We start from the raw sequence: 14,814 nt of genomic DNA, 5'->3' as shown, positions 1-14,814 counted from the left end.
AACGGCCGGGTCAGTGGTCTTCGCCGTAGGGCGCTGCCGCTACCCCGGGCTCGGGGTCCGGATGGCGTCCGGCGTGTTCGATGACATACGAAAAAACGCGGCCGTTTTCGCGGGCGAAATCGGCCGCGTCGGAGCAGACGGTTTCGATGCGGCCCGAGTCTTCTTCCAGTGCCGGATCGCCCGAATGCAGCTTGTACAGCCACAGCACCACGCCGGTCTTGTGGTCCAGCACGGTATCGCACAGGCAGTCGTAGAGGGCGTCCAGGTTGCCGCCGAAGTATTCGGGGAAATCCACTGCCTTGACGATGGCGCGCAGCACCGCGGAACGGCTGCGGGCAGGATCGCAATTGGCGACGAACAGGGCCAGGCCAAGCTCATGGGCGGCGTCCACCACGGCCTTCTTGTCCAGCCCGTCATGGGCCAGCGCACCGCCGCGCATCAGTTGCCGCTGCAGAGTAGATTGGCCATTGCGCGTCATGCCTGAGCCCCCTTGAAAAAGGCGATCACTTCGTCGTTACGCTGCATCGTATCGGCATAACCCAGTTCAATCAATCGCTTGGTGTAGCTGGATTCAAATAAGAGGTAGGACATCAGCGAACCGCCGCCGGGACGGTCTGGATCGGACGATACACCGAGTACGCGGAAAAGAGCACGGGCCTGGGCCGGCATATCCTGCAAATGTTCCAGCGCCATGACGTCCAGCGACTGGCTGGGCGTGATCGTCAGGACCTCGATGCGGCGCGCATGCCCGTGCTGCGCGCCTTCCGGGCCGGACTGATCCATCAGGAAGTTGATGCGCTCCAGGCGCTCGACGTCGGCCGACAGGCCGTCCAGGAAGATGCTGGCCAGCGCATGCCCGCCGACCTGGGCCAGCGACGGGTAAGGCGGCGAGTCTTCGCGGTTTTCCGGGTGGGTTTCGTCGCGGAAACCCGTGCCGATCACCAGCACGCGATGCGCGCCCAGGTGAATGGCCGGACTGATGGGCGCGAGCTGGCGCATCGAACCGTCGCCGCACCACTCCCCCTTGCCGTGCACCTGCACCTGCCGGGCCGGAAAGACGAAGGGGATGGCGGACGAAGCCATCAGGTGGTCGATGCCGATGGGCGTGGGCAACGCCAGGCGCAGATAGCGGTGCCAGGGCTCGATGGGCGTGTGCGCCTGGTAGAAGGTCAGGTGCTCGCCGCTGGTGTAGCCCGAGGCCGTGATCGCCAACGCCGACAGCGCGCCGGTTTCCAGGTTGGTGCGCAGATGCTGGAAGTCCAGCACCCGCTCCAGCAGAGCCTGCATGGGACTGTTGTCCAGCAGCGAATGGGGCCGCTTGCGCGTCAGGCCCGAGTACATCCACCCCAGCGACAGCAGGCCCAGCCAGCGCACGCCGGTACGGATCAGGCCGGGCGCGTCGGCCCGGTAGATCATGTCGGTATTCAGGGAAGACCACAGCCGGCGGATGCGGCGCACGCCCAGATGGGGCCGGTCGGCGCGGCAGGCCAGCGCGGCGGCATTGATGGCGCCGGCGGACGTGCCGCAGATGATGTGAAAGGGATTCTGGAAACGCGAATGCCAGTCCGGATCCAGCAATTCCATGATGGCGCTGAGCACGCCCACCTGATAGGCGGCGCGAGCGCCGCCTCCGGTCAGGACCAGGCCGGTCGGCGTGCGCGGGCACGCCGGACCGGGTGGCGTCACGTCAACGCGGCGTATTGACATCGACCACCGTCATCGCGGTCATGTTGACGATGCGGCGCACGGTGGAGCTGGAGGTCAGGATGTGCACCGGTGCGTTGGCGCCCAGCAGGAACGGACCCACCGCAACGTTGCTGCCTGCGGCGGTCTTCAACAGGTTGTAGGCGATGTTGCCCGAGTCCACGTTCGGGCACACCAGCAGATTGGCCTGACCCTTGAGCGTGGACGACGGCAGGATGCGCATGCGCAGCGCTTCGTCCAGCGCGCAGTCGCCATGCATTTCACCGTCGATCTCGAGTTCCGGCGCGGCCTGGCGCACCAGTTCCAGCGCGCGGCGCATCTTCGCGCCCGAGGCCGAACTGCCCGAACCGAAGTTCGAGCGCGACAGCAGCGCGACCTTGGGCGCCAGGTACATGCGGCGCATCTCGTTGGCGGCGGCGATGGTGAATTCGGCGATCTGCTCGGCCGAAGGTTCATCGTTGACGTGCGTGTCCACCAGCACCACCGTGCGCTCGTTGAGCAGCAGGATGTTCATGGCGGCATACACGTTGTGGCCGGGACGGCGGCCGATGACCTCGTCCACGAAGCGCAGGTGATCATGGTAGGCGCCGACCGACCCGCAGACCATGCCGTCGGCGTCGCCCAGGCGCACCATCATGGCGCCGATCAAGGTCATGCGGCGGCGCATTTCCACACGCGCCATTTCCTTGGTGATGCCGCGGCGGCACATCAGCTCCCAGTACGTGGTCCAGTACTGGTGGAAGCGTTCATCGTATTCGGGATTGGTGACTTCGACGTCTTCTCCGAGGCGCAACCGCAGGCCCAGCTTTTCGATGCGGGTCAGCAGTACCGACGGACGGCCCACCAGGATGGGACGGGCCAGGCCTTCATCGACGATCACCTGCACCGCGCGCAGCACGCGCTCGTCTTCGCCTTCAGCGAACACGATGCGCGCTGGGCCGCCCTCGCGCACGATCCGCTTGGACGCCGAGAACAGCGGCTTCATGAAGGCGCCCGAGTGGTACACGAACTGCTGCAGCTGCTCTTCGTAGGCTTCCAGGTCCGCCAGCGGACGCGTGGCCACGCCGCCTTCCATCGCGGCCTTGGCCACCGCCGGCGCAATGCGCACGATCAGGCGCGGATCGAAAGGCTTGGGGATCAGGTATTCAGGGCCGAACGAAATATCGAAGGTGCCGTAGGCCGCGGCCACGACTTCGTTCTGTTCTTCTTCCGCCAGCTCGGCGATGGCGTACACCGCCGCCTTTTCCATTTCACGGGTGATGGTGGTGGCGCCCACATCCAGCGCGCCGCGGAAAATGTACGGGAAGCACAGCACGTTGTTGACCTGGTTCGGATAGTCCGAACGGCCGGTCGCCATGACCACGTCGTCGCGCACCGATTGCGCCAGTTCCGGCAGGATCTCGGGCGTGGGATTGGCCAGCGCCAGGATCAGCGGGCGCGGACCCATGGCCGCGACCATTTCCGGCTTGAGCACGCCGCCCGCCGACAGGCCCAGGAACACGTCGGCGCCCTGGGTCACTTCGGCCAGCTTGCGGGCGTCGGTCTTTTGCGCGAAGCGCGCCTTGTCCGGATCCATCAGCGCCGTGCGGCCTTCGTAGACCACGCCTTCGATGTCGGTGACCCAGATGTTTTCCAGCGGCAGGCCCAGGTCCACCATCAGGTCCAGGCAGGCCAGCGCGGCGGCGCCTGCGCCCGAGGTCACCACCTTCACCTGCTTGATGTCCTTGCCCACGACCTTCAGGCCGTTGATGAAGGCGGCGGACACACAGATCGCGGTGCCGTGCTGGTCGTCGTGGAAGACGGGGATCTTCATGCGCTCGCGCAGCTTGCGCTCGACGGTGAAGCACTCCGGGGCCTTGATGTCTTCGAGGTTGATACCGCCGAAGGTGGCTTCCAGGCCCGCGATGATCTCGACCAGCTTGTCCGGGTCGGTCTCATTGATTTCGATATCGAAGACGTCCAGGCCGGCGAACTTCTTGAACAGCACCGCCTTGCCTTCCATCACCGGCTTGGAAGCCAATGCGCCGATGTTGCCCAGGCCCAGCACCGCGGTGCCGTTGGTGATCACGCCCACCAGGTTGCCGCGCGCCGTGTAGCGGTACACATTGGCCGGATCGGCCACGATTTCTTCGCAGGCCGCCGCCACGCCAGGCGAGTACGCCAGGGCCAGGTCCCGCTGGTTGGTGAGCTGCTTGGTCGGCGTGACCGAGATTTTGCCGGGGCGTCCAAGCTCATGATATTCAAGGGCGGCTTTGCGGAGATTGGCATCCATAGGGGCGGCTACTGGCTAGAGTGTGTGACACGAAAGGGGGGAATTCTATTCCGATGGCGGGCGCCGCGATACCTCGGCAATGCCCGCCTGCCCCTTGGATAAGCGGGCTCGTCCCATGTTAGCGCCGGCTTACAAATTGTCGCTATTCCGCGATGTGGAATGAAAGAAAACGTCCATCGGGGTCGAACAGGGCCTTCACCCGAGAGTCCAGGCGGGTGGTAGCCAGCCCCGGCGGCTCGTTCGGGCAGGCAGGAGCGTGCGGCGCCGGCCCGGCGTCTGCCAGTGTCACCGACTGCACCCAGGCCAGCGTGCCGCCATGCCCCAGCAGCAGATGCGCCAGGTTGACGGTGGCGGGCGGTTCCGGCTTGAGCGCGTCCAGCCGGTAGCGGCCCAGCCAATGCTCGCCGTCCCGGGTGGCGAAGGCGTCCCCCCCAGACGCCAGCTGGAACAGCGCCGGCACCAGGCGCTGCACGGTGGCGGAACGCAAGGGCTGGACGTCCGACTCGCCGAACGGCCCCAACGTTTCCTCTATGCCGTCAGCCAGCATCACGTCCAGCGCCACCACGCCGGAGTCGGCGCAGCGCCCGGCGGGCCAGTGGGCCTTGGCCGCCAGCCATGCAGCCAGCGTCAAGCCCCCGGGCAGGCCGGCGAACTGGCGCAGCCCGGCCTGCGCCAACATCGCCAGCGGCGTGCCCGGCTGCGCGCGCCAGCGCCCGGTTTCGCCGGACAGGCGCACCAGGCCGGTCATGGCGGACGGGTCCACCGTGAGGAGCGGACCATGGACGGTCTCGAAAGGCCCTTCGGCGCCCGCCAGCGCCAGCGTCACGCGGTACTCGGCGCACAGCGTGCGCGCGTGCGCCACATCCGCGTCGCGCGCGGGCGTCAGCAGGCCCCGCGGGCCGCCCTCTCCCGCCTCGCCCGAATCTCGGACAGATCCCTGACAGAGCAGGCTCAACCGCTCCATGAAGGCCGACCACGGGCTGCGGGCCGGACGACGGCCCAGGAGGAAAGCGCGCCGGGATGGCTGCATGACTACAATTCCTTTTTCGCTACAAACGCCTTCGAGAATCCGATGCCCCGCCTTGCCCATCGCACCAATGACTTCCTGACCTTCCAGGTAATGGAACTATTCAAGCAGGCGCAAGCGCTGCAGGCGGCCGGCAAGGACATTATCAGCCTGGGCATCGGCGAACCGGACTTTACCGCGCCCCCCCAGGTCGTGGAAGCGCTGGAGCGCGCGGCGCGCGCCGGCCTCAGCGGCTACAGCCCCTCGGCCGGCCTGACGCCGCTGCGCGAGGCCATCGCCCAGTTCTACCACGAGCAGTTCGGCGCCAGGATCAACCCGGCTCGCGTGATCGTCACCGCGGGCGCCTCCGGCGCCCTGACGCTGGCCTGCGCGGCGCTCGTCAACCAGGGCGGAGAAGTGCTGATGCCGGATCCGTCCTACCCCGCAAACAGCAATTTCGTGCTGGCGGCGGGCGGCGTGCCGCGCCTGATCCCCAGCACGGCGGCCAAGCGCTTCCAGCTGTCGGCGCAGGACGTGGCCAGCCACTGGACGCCCGCCACCCAGGGCGTGCTGGTCGCCTCGCCCAGCAACCCTACCGGCACCTCCATCGACCATGGCGAGCTGGCCGAGCTGCTGGCGCAGGTCCGCGCCCGCGACGGCTTCGCCATCGTCGATGAAATCTACCTGGGACTGTCCTATGAAGGCCAGCCGCGCTCGGCCCTGACGCTGGACGACGACGTCATCGTCATCAACAGCTTCTCAAAGTACTTCCACATGACGGGCTGGCGCCTGGGCTGGATGATCGTGCCCGAGGACATGGTGGCGCCGGTGGAGAAAATCGCCGCCAGCCTGGCGATCTGCGCGCCCACGCTGGCCCAGCATGCCGCGCTGGCCTGCTTCCAGCCAGGAGCAATGAAGACCTTCGAGCACCGCCGCGAGGCCTTCAAGCAGCGCCGCGACTACCTGCTGCCGGAATTCGAGCGCATGGGGATCCAGGTGCCGGTGAAGCCCGACGGCGCCTTCTATATTTATGCCGACATCGCCAACCTGGGCATGGATAGCGCCGCATTCTCGCAGCGCCTGCTGCTGGAGGCCGGCGTGGCCGCGGTGCCGGGCCTGGACTTCGGTCCGGCCCACGGCAAGCACACCATGCGCTTTTCCTATGCCACGGGCCTGGACCGTCTGGAAGAGGCCGTCGCCCGCATCGGCCGGCTGCTGCAGGGTTGAGTTCGACAGCCAAACCGCGAAAAACAAAGCGCGTCCCTAGGGACGCGCTTTGCATTCAGGCCAGGACGGGAATCAGTCGCGCGCCAGCGCGATCCCGGAGGCCAGCGCCAGGCGGCGGCGTTCCGCCTGCACCTTGGCGCCGTAGCCGTTGTCGTCCGGTCCGGTGGCGCCGACGTAGCATGCCAGGCCGCCATCGACCGAGCCGCGGCGATTGATGCAATCGCGCAGGATCGTGGCTCCGACCCCGATATTTGCGGCCGGGTCCAGCGCGGTCTTGCCGACCGCGTCGAATTTGTCCTGGTGCACGCTGGTCATCACCTGCATCAGTCCCTGGGCGCCCACGTGGCTTTCGGCCAGCGGGTTGTAGCGGGACTCGATGGCGATCACGGCCAGCACCAGCAGCGGGTCCAGCTTCTTTTCGCGGCTTACCTTGTACACGGTGTTCAGCAGCGGGCCGGTGGCGTCATACGCGACCTTGTACTTGCGCGAAATATAGTTGCGCAAGGCTTCTGCCTGCGGGCCAGTGGCGCTCATCGCAACGGGCTTGGGCGCCGCAGGCGCGACACGGGCGGGCCCCAGCATGCCGGTGGCATTGCTGGCGGGAGCAGAAGGAACGGCCATGGCAATTGCCGACGACATGTCGGAACCCAGTTCGGAACCGGCTTCGGATTCGGTGCCGGTTTGCATGGATGTAGGCGCTAGGGCGGTCAACAAGGCTTTGTGCACTTGCAATGCCTGGTCGCGCAAACCAGGCAGGGCGAATCCCATGCTTACCGTCACAATGACCGCAATGCCCAGATAAACGGAGCAAATGCGCAGGGACTCGGCAAGATATTGGTGCACTCCTTGGGCCAGGCTTCGGAACAGGCTGGCCACTGACGCATCGGGCATAAAACCTCCTGCGTTAAAAAGAGGGAGTCAATGTTAACCTCTCTGTCTACCCAATATGTAACCAAATAGCTGGGATCTGTAGTGAAATACCGCGACCTTAGAGACTTCATCGCCCAACTTGAACGCATGGGCGAGCTCAGACGCATCGCTGCGCCGGTGTCCACCCGGCTGGAAATGACTGAAATATCCGACCGCGTCCTGCGTGCGGAAGGCCCTGCCCTGCTGTTCGAAAACGCACAGCACAATGGCCAGACGGCGCAGATGCCGGTGCTGGCCAACCTGTTCGGCACCCCGGCCCGCGTCGCCCGCGGCATGGGCGCCGACGACGTCAGCGCCCTGCGCGACATCGGCGAACTGCTCGCTTCGCTGCGCGAACCCGAAGCGCCCAAGGGCCTGCGCGATGCGTTGGCCAAGGTCTCGATGCTGAAGTCCACGCTGTGGGACATGAGCCCCAAGAACGTCAAAAGCCCCGCCTGCCAGGAAATCGTCTGGGAAGGCAAGGACGTCGACCTGAACCGCCTGCCGATCCAGACCTGCTGGCCCGGCGACGTGGCTCCGCTGTTGACCTGGGGCCTGGTGATCACGCGCGGCCCCAACGCCCGCCGCCAGAACCTGGGCATCTACCGGCAGCAATTGCTGGGCCCCAACAAGCTGATCATGCGCTGGCTGTCGCACCGCGGCGGCGCGCTGGATTTCCGCGACCACGCCCTGGCGCATCCCGGCACGCCCTTCCCCATCGCCGTGGCCCTGGGCGCCGACCCCGCCACCACGCTGGGCGCGGTCACGCCGGTGCCCGACAGCCTGTCCGAATATCAGTTCGCCGGCCTCTTGCGCGGATCCCGCACCGAGGTTGCCAAGGCGCTGGGCAGCGACCTGTCCGTGCCGGCCTGGGCCGAGATCGTGCTGGAAGGCCACCTGCTGCCGTCATCCGACCCGCGCGCCATCGCACCCGTCGTGCCCGAAGGCGTCAACCCGCCGCCGAACACCGATTACGAAATGGCGCTGGAAGGTCCCTACGGCGACCACACCGGCTACTACAACGAGCAGGACTGGTTCCCCGTCTTCACGGTGGAGCGGATCACGATGCGGCGCAATCCCATCTACCACTCCACCTACACCGGCAAGCCGCCCGACGAGCCCGCCGTGCTGGGCGTGGCGCTCAACGAGGTCTTCGTGCCGCTGCTGCGCCGCCAGTTGCCCGAGATCGTGGACTTCTACCTGCCGCCGGAAGGCTGCAGCTACCGCCTGGCAGTGGTGTCGATCCGCAAGCAGTATGCCGGCCACGCCAAGCGCGTCATGTTCGGCCTGTGGAGCATCCTGCGCCAGTTCATGTACACCAAGTTCATCGTGGTGGTGGACGAGGACATCAATCCGCGCGACTGGAAGGAAGTGGTCTGGGCGATGACCACCCGCATGGACCCGGTGCGCGACACCTTGCTGGTGGAAAACACGCCCATCGACTACCTGGACTTCGCCTCGCCGGTCTCCGGCCTGGGTGGCAAGATGGGCATGGACGCCACCAACAAATGGCCCGGCGAGACCAATCGGGAATGGGGCACCCCCATCACCATGGATGCGGACGTCAAGAAGCGGGTGGATGAGATGTGGGGGCAGCTGGGGCTGTAAACAGCGGGCGGGCGCAGCGCCCCTCCGATATGCAACCTGGATTTCAGCGGGGCAGGATCAGAAAATGCTGATCCTGCCCTGGATCCAGCCGGGCGACCAAGGCACTGTTCTCCTGCGCACTGCGCGCAACCAATCCCGTCAGCACGGCCAACGAATTGACCCGATGCGTCTGCGCCAGATGCTGAAAGCGTCTGATTTCAGCCGACGAGCAAGCCCGTCGCGCATTCCGCAATAGGCCATTGGCCTGCAATAGCCGCAGGTTTTCCGGGTGGATCAGTTCCAGCAGACTTTCTGCCTTTGCCGCCTTTTCCTCCAAGTGCTGCACGGCATCCGTCTCGGTCAGCACGCCGTAGCGCTTCCAAGCCGGCTCATGGTGAAACAGGCGATTGCGGAAGTCGCGCAGCGTGGCGACCAGATCGTGCACATGAGCAAGCATCGCGCCAGCCTGGCGTAGCGGCCATTTTCCACGAAACACGGCGGACAAATGCCTGGGCCAGATCAGTCCGCGCCCCAAGAACTCCCCGTCCAGCAGAAACTCCCAGGTCGAGAATTCCGTCTTGGCGATGATGCCATGGTGCTGCGGCGTCACGTTGCCGCGCACGGCATGGCGACGGCGCTGCTCGGCAACATGGTTGCGGGTCGCCTTGGCGAAGTTCTCGCGCACGGCCTGCACCGCGTGCGGCGCGTCCACGCCCGCTGCGAAGGAGCGATAGCGTAGTTTGCCGCCCGCCCACCAGAATCGTCCCAGGTCGGCCACCAGCGCCTGGTCGATGGCGTTGCGCAGGGTGACCTCTACCGCGCCCATCAGGGGGTACAGGGCACCGCAGGCATGCGCATTCCATAGATACGCCCCCACCAGCTCCATGTCATTCGCCGGCTGGAATACGCTCTGATAGCTGCCGATGCGTTCGTTGGTGATGAGCGTATCGATCAGCAGTGGACGGTACTGCAATGTATGGGGCATATCGCCGAACCTGGAAGAAGGGTCAGGCCGTCGCCGTTGACGGTGGCCGATGGAAATACATACAATCTTCGTAAGGTTGGTGATGGCTTCCAATGGGCGCAAGCCTACGACCCATCATGTAAGACCTGATACCCACCCCGGCCTGGAGCCGGGGCTTTTGCTTTCTGGCTGGCCCGAATCGGCAAGCAGAACGTTGCGCCAGCCCCAGCATAAAAAAACCCGCCAAAAACAATGGCGGGTTTTTTTGTTGGGCGAAGCCGCAGCCTCAGCGCTTGCCAGCGTCCAGATCATCATCACGGCGCGAGTTCTGCCAGGCCTTGAACAATTGCCAGCCGACAAAGGCGCCGCCGGCGATCTTCAGAAGCTTGGAGCGCTTGCCGCCGCGCATGATCATGGCGGACAGCGATGAACTGACGATGGGATAGCGACGCGCCAGGCTGATTGCCTGCAAGGCCCAGCGCGATGCGCCTCCGGAAGCCAGACCCGGCAGCAGCCCCTTGAGGAGCGCGGCCGGTTCCAGCTTGCGTCCGGTGGACGCGATGCTCTGCGCCAGCGATTCGCGTTCGATGGCGGCGCGGGCGCGCAGCAGTTCGATGCGCACGGCGCGGTCGACGGTGGGAGACCTTTTCATCATGCTTCAGCCCTCCTCGCGCCGGCGCGCCTGCGCTTCGTCGTCGTCCTGCGCGTCGCGCACCCGATCCAGCAATTCGGCGTCGCGCCCAAGCTCTTCGAGCGTGGCCGCGAACGGCGGCGCGCCGTAGACCAGCCCGCGGCGCACCGCCACCAGCAAGGCCACGCCAACCAGACCGTAGAAACCCGCCAACAGGCCCAGGGCCAGATAGCGGTCTTCAGTGGGCCAGAACGCCACCGCGACCGTGACGGTGAAGACCAGTACCGCCAGCGTCAGGAACAGCAGCGCAGCAAACGCCATGCCCAAGAGCTTGAGCAGGCGCGCCTTTTCGTCCGCTGCTTCCAGCGCCAGCAATTCCAGGCGCGTGCGCAACAGCCCGACCACGCTGGAGGCAACGCCGAAAACAGATTTTCGTAGACCCATGGCTGAGAAGGACGCCGGGCGGGAAGCGCGGCCTTGCGCCCGCGCCGCCCGCCCGGATGTCCTGCCCTATCAGCGGCGGCTGATCAGCAAGCCGAGCAGCAGGCCGGTCACGCCTGCGATGCCGATGGCTTGCCAGGGATTGTCGTGCACGTAGTCGTCGGTCGCGCGGGCAGCCTTGCGGCCGCGTTCCAGCACGGCGTCCTGCGCTTCGTACAGGGCTTCACGCGTGCGCTTCAGGGACGTCAGCGCACGGTCGCGCAATTCGTTGGCCTTGTCGCCCGTGCTGCTGGCAGCTTCGCGCAGCAGGCTTTCGGCGTCATTCAGGCTGGACTTGACACTGTCGATGAGTTTTTCTTTTGCGACTTCTTCGGATTTTCTCGTGGCCATTATTTGAGCTCCTGTTGTGTGTCAATGACGGAACCATCATACCAGCCGCCATGCGGGAGACACGGCGCGCTTGCTACGGTGTGCTACTTGATTTGCGTAATCTCAACGGCGGATTTGACGCCGCCCTGATCGATGTCCTGCTTCATCACCAGATTGATCGCCGGACAGTACCAGTCCGTCACGGTGGTGTTCATGCCGGGGATGGGAATGGTCAGGCCCTGGAACGTGGCCATGGTGGGATCCGAATTGCGGGTGTAGGTAATCGGATGGCAGGACTGCGCGCCCAACGCGGTGCTCACCGAAGTCTTCTGCCCCACGGTTTTCTCGCCGATGCGCACCGTGGTGCTGGGCTGGCCGCCGACGGGCGCCTCCTTGCCGATCTTCAGGCGGAACGACGAGCCGGGCAATTTCTGGCCGGCGCTGAGTTTGCCGTCATAGGCGAAGAGACCCAGCATGCGCAGGTCGAACTGGCCTTCGGAAGGCTTGGGCGCTTCGCCCGCGGAGGCATAGCGCAGGAAGGTGGCCTGGCCGCCCTTGACCGTCATCAGGTAATCCAGCTTGGACTTGCCCGGGGGCAGGCCCGCATAGCTGAACGTGGCCACGCCCTGCACGCGCGCGCGGCAGTTGTCGCCATTGCTTTTTGTAACTTCGGCGAAAGTAAGGTCGGCGCCCAGCGCCAGATTGCCGCTGCCGGTCAGTTGCACCGCGCCACCGTCATGCATGAACTGCGCATCGCACACGCCGGCCTGCGCCGCAGCGGCCGCGCCCAGCGCGCCCACCGTAAAAACCAGGGATGCCATTTTTCGCATCGTCACAAGCCACTCCATGAATCCGGATAAAAACCGCCCGCGCCTGGCGCATGGCTGGCTTGATACTACACCGGTTGCGAGACGCGGCGCGTGTCGGAACGTGTCGGCCGCAGCCAAGCTGGCGGCGGCTACGCTGGTGCGGCGGCGCGCGCGGCGCGGCCGATCAGGGCCTGGATCTCCGGCACGCAGGAACCGCAGCCGGTGCCGCAGCCCAGCGCAGTCTTCAAGGCCGCCAGATCGCAGCCCCGGGCGATGCCGGCAAGGATCGCGGCCTCGCTCACGCCATTGCAGACGCAGACCGTGCGCGAGCGGACCGCGCCCGCAATCCGTCCGGTCAGCAGCGCCGCCACGCTGGCCGGCGCATCGCCGCCGCCGGCCCAGGACAACAGCGCATCCTGCGCCCGCAGATCGCCTGCCAGCAGAAAGCCGCGCAAGGCGCCTTGCTCCACCTTCACCCTGCGCATCTGGCCGCGCGCGGGATCGTCGAAAGCCACGTCGGGCAGGCGCAGGTCCAGCGCATCCGCCATCGCATCCAGGACCTCTGCCGACGGCGCGGCGGGGGCTGCCAGACGCATCCGCACGCCACCTGCGCCCGCCGGCAGCACGACCGCGTAGTCGAAGCGCCGCAGCCAGGGCTCCAGCCGCGCGCGCAACACGACGCTGTCGCCCTGCAGCCAGCCTGCGGCCTGCCACGCCAGGCCGGCCGGTTCGGCGGACACGGCGCTGTGCTTGAGTTCCGGCTGGCGCGACAGGGGATCGGCAGCCGGATTGGTCAGCGCGTTGACCCCATGTCCCGCCATGTAGGCGCTGCCCCAATGCATGGGCAGGAACACCAGTCCCTCTGCCAGCGAGTCGTCTTCCTGCACGGGTAGCACCACACTACCCCGGCGCGATGCCAGCCTGGCCAGCGCGCCGGCTTCGAGCTTGAGCCGGCGCATGTCCTCGGGATGCATGGACACCCAGGGTTCCTCGACATGCTGCGTCAGCGCGCGGGCCAGGGATGTGCGCGCCATGGTGTGCCAGTGGTCGCGCAAGCGGCCGGTGGTGAGCCGCAGCGGATATTCCTGCGTAGCGGCTTCGGCGACTGGGCGGTAATCCACATCGCAGAAACGGGCGCGTCCGCTGGCGGTGGGGAACATGCCATCGGCATACAGGCGCGCAGTACCCTGCCCTTGCCGATACGGCCATTGCTGCGGTCCGTGCGCATGCAGCGCCGCGTAATCCAGCCCGCTGTAATCCAGGTCCCGGCCCGCGGTCGTGCGGGCATGCTCGGCAAAGACCTCGCTTTCGTCCCGGTAGGCGAATAGCGCCGCCTTGGGCGGGGCTATGCGGGCGGCCAGGCGCAGCGCGACCTCCTGTGCCAGCCGCCAGTCCGGCAGCGCGTCGCCAGGCGGATCGATCGCGGCGTGCACCCGGCTGATGCGCCGTTCCGAATTGGTCACGGTGCCGGACTTCTCGGGCCAGGTCGCGGCGGGCAGCACCAGGTCGGCGTAGGCCAGGGTCTCGGTGCCTGCATACGCCTCCTGCACGATGACGAAGTCGGCGCGCTCCAGCGCCGCGCGCACCCGGGCCTGGTCCGGCAGGGACTGCGCCGGGTTGGTGGCCGCGATCCACAGCACCTTGATGCGCCCATCCAGCGCCGCGTCGAACATCTCCAGCGCGGTGACGCCCGGCGCCTGCGGCAAGGCGTCCACGCCCCACAGTGCGGCCGTCGCCTCACGGTCGGCCGCCGACGCGGGATCGCGGTGGCCCGGCAGCAGCGTGGCCATGCCGCCCGCCTCGCGCCCGCCCATCGCGTTGGGCTGCCCCGTCAGCGAAAACGGCCCCGCCCCCGGCTTGCCGATCTGCCCGGTCGCCAGATGCAGATGTATCAGGGCGGCGTTCTTGTCGGTGCCGCTGGTCGACTGGTTCAAGCCCATGGTGTAGAGCGACAGCGCCGCGCCGGCCGCGCCGAACCAGCGCGCCGCCTGGACGATGTCCTCCGCCGGCACGCCGCAGATCTCTTGCGCCGCTTGCGGCGTGTACCGCCGCGCGCGCGCCATCAAAGGCTCGAAGCCTTCCGTATGCCGCTGGATGTAGCCGTGGTCCAGCAACCCCTCCTGCTCCATGACATTGAGCATGGCGTGGAACAAGGCCACATCCGTACCCGGCGCCAGCTGCAGGTGCAGATCGGCGAAGGCCGCGGTATCGGTGCGCCGCGGATCCGCGACGATCACCTTGATGCCAGGACGCCGCGCCCGCGCGGCCTCCAGCCGCCGGAACAGCACGGGATGCGCATAGGCCATGTTGGAGCCGGCGATCAGCACCGTGTCCGCCAGGTCCAGGTCCTCGTAGCAGGCCGGTGGCGCATCCGCGCCGAGCGTGCGCTTGTAGCCCGAGACCGCGCTGGACATGCACAGGCGCGAATTGGTGTCGATGTTGTTGGTGCCGGCCAGCGCGCGAGCCAGCTTGTTGAAGACCGCGTAATCCTCGGTCAGCAACTGCCCCGACAGGTAGAAGCCCACCGCGTCCGGGCCATGCTGCGCGATGGCGTCGGCCAGCCTGGCCGCGGCGATATCCAGCGCCTGGTCCAGCGCGATGGCGCGCCGGGGGTGGGCACGCGTCTCGCGCCATTGCGCCGACAGCACACGCGCGCCATCGCGCCGCACCGTGTCCGCCAGCGCCAGGCCCTTGCTGCAGAGCCGGCCATGGTTGGCGGGATGCTGCTCGTCGCCGCGCACGCGCAGCACCGCGCCATCGCGCGCTTGCACCCGCACGCCGCAGCCGGTGCCGCAATAGCAGCATACCGACGCCACTTCGCGCACGCCTTGCGGCGCTGCGTCCGCGATATGGATCCGGCGAATCATGGGCGCGTCCATCCCTTATTCCTCCGCC

The 14,814-nt window shown here is 66.7% G+C and carries 13 protein-coding genes; 2 read left to right on the top strand and 11 right to left on the bottom strand.

Annotated elements, in window-relative coordinates; all coding sequences use genetic code 11:
- Nucleotides 1–10: 10 nt before the first annotated feature.
- The 4 genes from DXK93_RS21395 to DXK93_RS21380 all read right to left on the bottom strand — a co-directional run bounded on the left by DXK93_RS21395 (nt 11) and on the right by DXK93_RS21380 (nt 5,006).
- Nucleotides 11–478 carry a barstar family protein gene (locus DXK93_RS21395; protein ID WP_054451534.1) on the bottom strand — a complete coding sequence of 156 codons (468 nt, stop codon included), beginning with the start codon at nt 476–478 and terminating at the stop codon, nt 11–13.
- Complete coding sequence (locus tag DXK93_RS21390) at nt 475–1,707, bottom strand: patatin-like phospholipase family protein (protein ID WP_082400761.1); 1,233 nt, start codon at nt 1,705–1,707, stop codon at nt 475–477. Before DXK93_RS21390 ends, DXK93_RS21395 begins: the two co-directional genes overlap by 4 nt.
- Nucleotides 1,688–3,976 carry an NADP-dependent malic enzyme gene (locus DXK93_RS21385; RefSeq protein ID WP_119451047.1) on the bottom strand — a complete coding sequence of 763 codons (2,289 nt, stop codon included), beginning with the start codon at nt 3,974–3,976 and terminating at the stop codon, nt 1,688–1,690. The genes DXK93_RS21390 and DXK93_RS21385 overlap by 20 nt, the downstream gene beginning before the upstream one ends.
- 142 nt (nt 3,977–4,118) lie before the next feature.
- Nucleotides 4,119–5,006, bottom strand: coding sequence for an FAD-binding protein (locus DXK93_RS21380; RefSeq protein ID WP_119451046.1), 888 nt, complete (start codon nt 5,004–5,006; stop codon nt 4,119–4,121).
- Between the two features lie 42 nt (nt 5,007–5,048).
- On the opposite strand from DXK93_RS21380, the gene DXK93_RS21375 reads away from it, so the two are divergent.
- Complete coding sequence (locus tag DXK93_RS21375; RefSeq protein ID WP_054451536.1) at nt 5,049–6,209, top strand: pyridoxal phosphate-dependent aminotransferase; 1,161 nt, start codon at nt 5,049–5,051, stop codon at nt 6,207–6,209.
- A gap of 72 nt (nt 6,210–6,281) precedes the next feature.
- Here the strand turns inward: DXK93_RS21375 and DXK93_RS21370 are convergent, their stop codons facing one another.
- Nucleotides 6,282–7,100 (bottom strand): lytic transglycosylase domain-containing protein, encoded by an 819-nt coding sequence (locus DXK93_RS21370; protein WP_054451537.1) that lies wholly within the window; start codon nt 7,098–7,100, stop codon nt 6,282–6,284.
- A gap of 81 nt (nt 7,101–7,181) precedes the next feature.
- Between DXK93_RS21370 and ubiD the strand changes: the two genes are divergently transcribed.
- Nucleotides 7,182–8,726, top strand: a complete 1,545-nt coding sequence (gene ubiD, locus DXK93_RS21365) for a 4-hydroxy-3-polyprenylbenzoate decarboxylase (protein ID WP_119451045.1) — start codon at nt 7,182–7,184, stop codon at nt 8,724–8,726.
- A gap of 43 nt (nt 8,727–8,769) precedes the next feature.
- On the opposite strand, the gene DXK93_RS21360 is transcribed toward ubiD, so the two are convergent.
- The 6 genes from DXK93_RS21360 to DXK93_RS21335 form a co-directional block, all read right to left on the bottom strand.
- Nucleotides 8,770–9,783 carry a CAAX protease gene (locus DXK93_RS21360; protein ID WP_233564584.1) on the bottom strand — a complete coding sequence of 338 codons (1,014 nt, stop codon included), beginning with the start codon at nt 9,781–9,783 and terminating at the stop codon, nt 8,770–8,772.
- A 172-nt stretch (nt 9,784–9,955) separates the two neighbouring features.
- Nucleotides 9,956–10,324, bottom strand: a complete 369-nt coding sequence (locus DXK93_RS21355) for a hypothetical protein (RefSeq protein ID WP_054451539.1) — start codon at nt 10,322–10,324, stop codon at nt 9,956–9,958.
- A gap of 3 nt (nt 10,325–10,327) precedes the next feature.
- The gene (locus DXK93_RS21350; protein ID WP_054451540.1) at nt 10,328–10,744 is read right to left on the bottom strand and encodes a phage holin family protein; all 417 of its coding nucleotides are present in this window, start codon (nt 10,742–10,744) and stop codon (nt 10,328–10,330) included.
- A 69-nt stretch (nt 10,745–10,813) separates the two neighbouring features.
- Complete coding sequence (locus tag DXK93_RS21345; protein ID WP_013395739.1) at nt 10,814–11,131, bottom strand: YqjD family protein; 318 nt, start codon at nt 11,129–11,131, stop codon at nt 10,814–10,816.
- 83 nt (nt 11,132–11,214) lie between these two features.
- On the bottom strand, nt 11,215–11,940 hold the full coding sequence (locus tag DXK93_RS21340) for a hypothetical protein (protein WP_082400762.1): 726 nt from the start codon (nt 11,938–11,940) through the stop codon (nt 11,215–11,217).
- A 128-nt stretch (nt 11,941–12,068) separates the two neighbouring features.
- Entirely contained in the window at nt 12,069–14,798 is a 2,730-nt protein-coding gene (locus DXK93_RS21335; RefSeq protein WP_199728320.1) for a nitrate reductase, read from the bottom strand.
- Nucleotides 14,799–14,814 lie beyond the last annotated feature (16 nt).

Origin of the sequence: Achromobacter sp. K91 (assembly GCF_003576205.1) — a bacterium.
Taxonomy (GTDB): domain Bacteria; phylum Pseudomonadota; class Gammaproteobacteria; order Burkholderiales; family Burkholderiaceae_B; genus Achromobacter; species Achromobacter aegrifaciens.
Note: the sequence above shows the minus strand (reverse complement) of the source record. Positions and strands in the feature narration are given on the sequence as shown.